The organism is Lentzea sp. NPDC005914, assembly GCF_040629405.1.
GTDB lineage: Bacteria > Actinomycetota > Actinomycetes > Mycobacteriales > Pseudonocardiaceae > Lentzea.
The window spans coordinates 61,700-67,773 of sequence record NZ_JBEXVQ010000052.1 but is presented as its reverse complement, the minus strand read 5'-3'; the positions used below and the strand labels follow the sequence as shown (position 1 = coordinate 67,773).

General features: G+C 69.7%; 4 protein-coding genes. 2 read left to right on the top strand and 2 right to left on the bottom strand.

Annotated features, from left to right (window positions below):
- Positions 1 to 218 precede the first annotated feature (218 nt).
- Positions 219 to 2,993 (bottom strand): hypothetical protein, encoded by a 2,775-nt coding sequence (locus ABZ345_RS43700; RefSeq protein ID WP_359861034.1) that lies wholly within the window; start codon positions 2,991 to 2,993, stop codon positions 219 to 221.
- On the bottom strand, positions 2,990 to 3,727 hold the full coding sequence (locus ABZ345_RS43695; RefSeq protein ID WP_359861032.1) for a DUF3027 domain-containing protein: 738 nt from the start codon (positions 3,725 to 3,727) through the stop codon (positions 2,990 to 2,992). Before ABZ345_RS43695 ends, ABZ345_RS43700 begins: the two co-directional genes overlap by 4 nt.
- 58 nt (positions 3,728 to 3,785) lie before the next feature.
- Here ABZ345_RS43695 and ABZ345_RS43690 point away from each other — a divergent pair, with 58 nt between their 5' ends.
- Positions 3,786 to 4,538, top strand: coding sequence for a glutaminyl-peptide cyclotransferase (locus tag ABZ345_RS43690; RefSeq protein ID WP_359861030.1), 753 nt, complete (start codon positions 3,786 to 3,788; stop codon positions 4,536 to 4,538).
- Between the two features lie 4 nt (positions 4,539 to 4,542).
- Complete coding sequence (locus ABZ345_RS43685; protein WP_359861028.1) at positions 4,543 to 6,069, top strand: MFS transporter; 1,527 nt, start codon at positions 4,543 to 4,545, stop codon at positions 6,067 to 6,069.
- The last annotated feature ends 5 nt before the right edge of the window (positions 6,070 to 6,074 follow it).

Genomic DNA, 6,074 nt, shown 5'->3' with positions numbered 1-6,074 from the left:
AGGCGACCACCCACAAAGCCGCGGATCGCACGCAACGCGACACGCCCAAAGCAAGGCGACCACCCACCCAACCCGCGTCAGGAACCCGACCCGCCAACGGCAAGCCGACCACCTACGCACCCGCCGCGCACCCCACGGATCCACCGCGCAAGCTAACGCAGGGGTACCCCCAACCTGGGAACCCCTACATCACAACGTACTCACAGGGTCCGACAAGATCATCCAAGCAACGTCGCAGCCGTCGGATCAGTGATCAACGCGGCAAACGTGTGCCGATCCTCCCACCGCCCAGCCACCCAAGCCAACGCCCGACTCAACCCCTCAGGCGTGTCAGCAGCATGCGGCACCCCATCAACCATCCACCACTCAACCCGTTGCCCATCAACAAGAAGCTGCTCATGCACAACGACAACCCCATCAGGCAAAGCCACCTCGAGCAGCTCACAAGCCATCCGAACAGCCCCAAGATCCTGCCACTGCACCACTTCACCCACATGGTCAGGCAACCCGCCGAACTCCTCAGATGCCAACGCCAGATCCAACAGGTCCGCCAGTTCCTCAGACCCATCAGCCAGCAACACCCGAGACGCAGGCACCACCCCGAGCAACCAAGGATGATCCAGCACCACCACGTCGTCCGCGGCAACTACCTCGCCCGACAACACCCGAACCCGCTCAGGCGGCGCGAAATCCCCCTCCGGCAACGCGGAATGGGCACGCAACACCACAGCATCGGCAATGGCGCGATCCGGATCCCCCAACCGCTCCAGGACGAACTCGGCGTCATCGTCGTCCCAGATCTCCAACCGCGACCGAACCCCGGCAGCCCGCAACACGTGCTCCGGCAGCCCGAAATCCGGCACAGCGTCGAAAAGCCCGTCCAGCGACGCGGCTTCAGCCAGCCGGTACTCGCGCGGAGCCTTGCCGCCCAGCGAAGCGTGCCGGGCGATCCACCAGCCCGTGTACCCGTCGGGTTCGGTGACCGCGCGCCACGTCACGGGATCGGACGCCAGCAACCGCAGCGCGGCCGGCCAGTCGGCCACCAGATCCAGGTCCCGGACGGCCACCACCCGCGCAGGCTCGTCCGGCATGGACGACCACCAGGCGGACTCGTCGGGCAGATCGTGGTCGGCCCCGGCGGGCTCGTCGTCGATCACCAGCGAGAAGCCGTCGACCACCCCGACCGCCACCAGTGCGGCGCGCGGGTACGTCTCCGCGATCTCCTTGGACAGCACGGGAAAAGCGTCGGACTCGACGACGCCCACGAGCGGGGAGTCGGGCAGCAGCAGCTCGTCGGCCCGGTGCCACTCGCCGGTTGCGTCGGGCAGGGCCAGAGCGCCCAGCCATGGTTCTTCGCCCGCGCGCAGAGCAGCCCGGTCCACCAGCCGCAGCACGGTCTCGATCAGGTCGTCGCCGAAGAGGCCGGCCTCGGCGTCCTCCAGCGACCGCGCCACGTTCTCGCGCAGCGAAGGATCAGCGAGCAGCTCGGCTGCCCCGGCCTCGACCGCGCCCAGCCGCACCAGCAACGGGTGCACGGCGTCCGGGTGCACGACTCGCAGGCCGGGCAACGGCTCGTCGGCTATGAGCGTCGTGCGCGGGCCGGTGACCGTGCGGCCATCGGCCAGCGGCACCGGCAGCGACTGCAACGCCTCGCGAACGTCCGCGTCGACCTCGGCCAGCGGCGCGAAAGCCGCGTAGACGTCCCGCCACCATCCGGGATCCCCGGAGACACCCGCCAGCGCGGCGACCACCTCGGCGGTCGACACGCGCGGAACTTCCAGAGCTGCCAAGGCCTTCGCGTGCACCGGCGCGGACAGCTCGGCGTCCAGCAGGCCCGGCAGCGCGTCCTCGACCAGCTCGACGAGTTCCTCGGAGCCGACGTCCAGCACACGGGCGCGGGAAGGAGCGATCCACTCACCGGAAGCCAGCGGCAGCCAGGCGGCGGCACGCAGCGAACGCAGGACCGCCGTGCGCAACCGATCGTCCACTTCGGACAGCGGGAAGCCCGGCAGCGGCACCAGAGAGGTCCGCTCGACGGCCGGCACCCTGGCGACCAGCTTCGGGTAGACGGCAGCGGCGGCGTCCAGCACCGACCACGCGGCCGCGCCGGGCAGGATCCGGCGGCGCGAGGGCTCGACCGGCAGCGTCGCGATCAGCCTGGCGGGCAACGACAGGCGCTCATCGGTCGGGGTGGGCGCGTGCAGCACGTCCTCGCCGAGCGACGAGTCCAGCGGGTACGCCCACGTGACCGTCCACTCGGGACGGTGCTCGACGCCCTGCACGAACTCGGCGGCCAGCTCACCTGACGCCTGCTCGACCAGCCACCGGGTCGAGCCGATGGTCACCACCCCGTCGGCGGTGACGAAGCGTTCCCACGACTGAGAGCCGACCTCGATGCGACGCAGGCCGGGCAGCGCCAGCAGCAGGTCCGGCACCTCGGCGGCGAGGTCGTCCAAGGTCAGGTCGACCTTCAGCGGCAGTCGCACCTCGGTCGTGAAACCGTCCGGCACGTCCTCCACGACAGGCCACACCAGGCGCAGCACCGGCACGTCGCCGCCCCGCTCGGAAGCGAGTTCCGGTACCTCGGCACGAGTCCGGGCAGCGGAGAACTCCACGCCACCTGAAGTAGACACAACGCGCGGCGAGTCCGACACGGTCAGCACGGCCGCGAAGCCGACACCGAACTGCCCGACGCCGGACTCCTTGGCCGAAGCGCGCAGGGAGGCCAGCGCAGCGACACCGGCGGCGGTCAGCGGCGCACCCGTGTTGGCGGCACGCAGTTCGCCGTCGACGAGAGTGATCCGCAACACACCCGGTGTAGCGCCGGCCGCGTCGGACGCGTTCTGGGCGAGCTCGACGAGCAGGCGGTCCCGGTAGCCACCGAGACGGAGGTCTTCCTCGGCGTTCGCGTCTTCGCGGAAGCGGGTGGGCGAACCACGCCATGCGGCGAGGACCGAGGTGCGCAGGGCCTCGGTCCCGAACGGGTCGGTCACTCCGAGACGTCCAGAACGTCCAGCTGCGCGTCGTCGTAGACCAGGTCGGCGACCGGGACCATCGGGCTGATGTCGACCTCGGCCTGCGAGTGCGCGCCGCAGCCGTACTCGACGTGCACGACGTGGCCGTCGGCGGGCGCGATCTCGTTCGCGCAGACGCCGAACGCGGCACCGAACGCGCCGGCCACGCGGGTGTAGAAGCCGCATGTGCCGCAGTGCGCGGGGGCGCTGCGGGCCATGTCGGAGCGCGGGCCGAAGTCGGAGGAGACCCAGCGGTCCGCGGCCTCCAGGCGGCCCTCGCGGGAGAGGACGCGCGCGCGGCCGAAGCCGATCTCCATCGCGACCTCCTCGACGGCAGGGTCGTCGGACTGCACGTAGGCCTCGACCAGGCGCGGGTCGTCCTCGCGGGGCGGCATCAGGTCGCCGACGCCGAGGTCGCCGGCACGGACCCGCTCGCTCCACGGCACCCACTCCGGGGCGACCAGGGCGTCCTGGCCCGGCAGCAGCACCACCTCGCTGACCGACACCGGGGAGTCGTCGCCCGCGTAGGCGACGGTCACCGCCCAGTTCCAGCCGCGGTAGCCCGCGTGCTCGGCCTCGAAGAGGTGCGTGACGGAGTACTCGTCCTCGCCGTGCACCCCGACGTGAGCGCCGACGCGTTCCACACCCGCCTCCTCCTCGGCGGCGGCGCGGGCGAGATCAACGGCGTCGGTGAGCATCTCAGTCGCGGTCACGTGGTGAATTGTGCCGCAGGTCTTCGCCGGGACGAAAACTCGTGCCACCCTCCGTGGGGTGCGCTCACCCGTCTGGCTGGTCCTCGCGGTGGCTCTGGCCGCCTGCTCGACGCAGCAACCAGAGAAACCGCAGGTAGAAATCCTGCAAAAGATCCCTCACGACACGTCGGCGTTCACCCAGGGGTTGGAACTGGTCGACGGCGTCCTCTACGAGGGCACGGGTCTGGAGGGTCAGTCGACGATGCGCGCGCTCGACCCGTCGAGCGGCAACGTCCAGAAGAAGGTCGATCTCCCCGAGGACTTCTTCGGCGAGGGCATCACCGTCGTCGGCGACACCATCTGGCAGATCACGTGGCGCAACGGCGTCGCCATCGAACGCGACCGCAAGACGCTGAACGAGGTCCGCCGGGTGAACTACGACGGCGAGGGCTGGGGCATCTGCGACGACGGTCAGCGTCTGATCATGAGCGACGGCAGCGCGAAACTGACCTTCCGCGACCCGAAGTCGTTCAAGGAGACCGGCAGCGTGCAGGTCACCCGCGACGACAAGCCGCTGACCCAGCTCAACGAACTGGAGTGCGTCGGCGGCAAGGTCTGGTCGAACGTGTGGAAAACGGACGAGATCGTCCGCATCGACCCCGCGAACGGTCAGGTCACCAACACCTACGACCTGGCCTCGCTCAAACCCTCCGGTGACGTGGACGTGCTGAACGGAATCGCCCACATCCCCGCGACCAACGAGTTCTTGGTCACGGGCAAGAACTGGCCGACCATCTTCCGAGTGAGGTTCAACGGAATGGGGCAGGATTGAGCATGTGACCGGCGACCGCGGGTGGAGTGACGAACCGACTCCGAAGCGCTACCCGTGGCAGGACGACGAATACCAGCCGCGGCAACGTCGCGAGCCTCCGTCCGAACACGGTTTCCAAGCTCCTCCGGAACGTCCCCGGGAAAAGCCGCAGAACACCCGCCCGCTGCCGAACGAGGATCAGCAGACCACCCCGACGCCCAAGCCGCCACGCAAGCTCACGGTCACGCGCGTCGCCTGGTTCCGGACCAGGCAGATCTCGCAGCAGGCGGTCGCGGCGTTCCGGCGCGCAGCCCACGCCGACGGCGCCAAGAAGTCCGGCATGTCGTCGGTCACCTACGCGGTGATGATGAACTACGCCGCCGACGCCGCGATGGCCGTCGCGCTGGCGAACACGTTGTTCTTCTCCGCGGCGTCCGCGGAGTCGAAGACCAAGGTCGCGCTGTACCTGCTGATCACGGTCGCGCCGTTCGCGTTGATCGCGCCGGTGATCGGGCCGCTGCTGGACAAGATCCAACGTGGCCGGCGGCTCGCGCTGGCCGCGTCCTGCGCGCTGCGGATCGTGCTGTCGATCGTGATGGCGCTGAACTTCGACAACTGGCTGCTGTACCCGGCGGCGCTGGGCAGCATGGTCCTGTCGAAGTCGTTCACCGTGCTCAAGTCCGCGATCACACCACGGGTGCTGCCACCGGAGATCACGCTGTCGAAGACCAACGCGCGCATGACCGTCTTCGGTCTCGCCGCGGGTGCGGTGTTCGGTGCGTTCGCGGCCGGGTTCGCGAAGCTGTTCGGCTCGCCGGGCGCGTTGTGGTTCACCGCGGTGCTGTGCCTGGTGAACGCGGTGTTCTGCATGAAGATCCCGGCCTGGGTCGAGGTGACCGAGGGCGAGGTCCCGGCCACTCTCACGCCGAAGCCCGCCAAGCAACGGGTGTCCCGGCACATCGTGGTCGCGTTGTGGGGCAACGGTTCCATCCGCATGCTGACCGGGTTCCTGACCCTGTTCGCCGCGTTCGTCGTGCGCGCGCAGACCGAGGGCGACCCGGTCGAGCAGCTGTTGCTCCTGGGCGTGATCGCGGGTGCGGCCGGAGTGGGCAGCTTCCTCGGCAACGCGATCGGCGCGCGCCAGCAGTTCGGCAAACCGGACGAGGTGATCCTCGCCTGCGTGGCCACCGCTCTCGGCGCGACGATCGTGGCCGCCGCGCTGCCGGGCCTGCTGACCGCGGCGATCGTCGGCCTGCTGGGCGCCACGGCGTCGGCGCTGGCCAAGGTCAGCCTGGACGCGGTGATCCAGGACGACCTGCCGGAGGAGTCGCGCGCGTCGGCGTTCGGCCGCTCCGAGACGATCCTGCAGCTCGCCTGGGTCTTCGGCGGTGCGCTGGGCGTGCTGCTGCCCGCGACGTTCTGGATCGGCTTCCTGGTGCTGGCCGTGCTGCTGGCCCTGGGCCTCACGCAGACCTGGTTGTACCGCAACGGCACGTCGTTGCACCGGCTGTTGCACAGGCTCGTCCGCAGGCCGGCCCACGCGACCCCGTAGGCTGC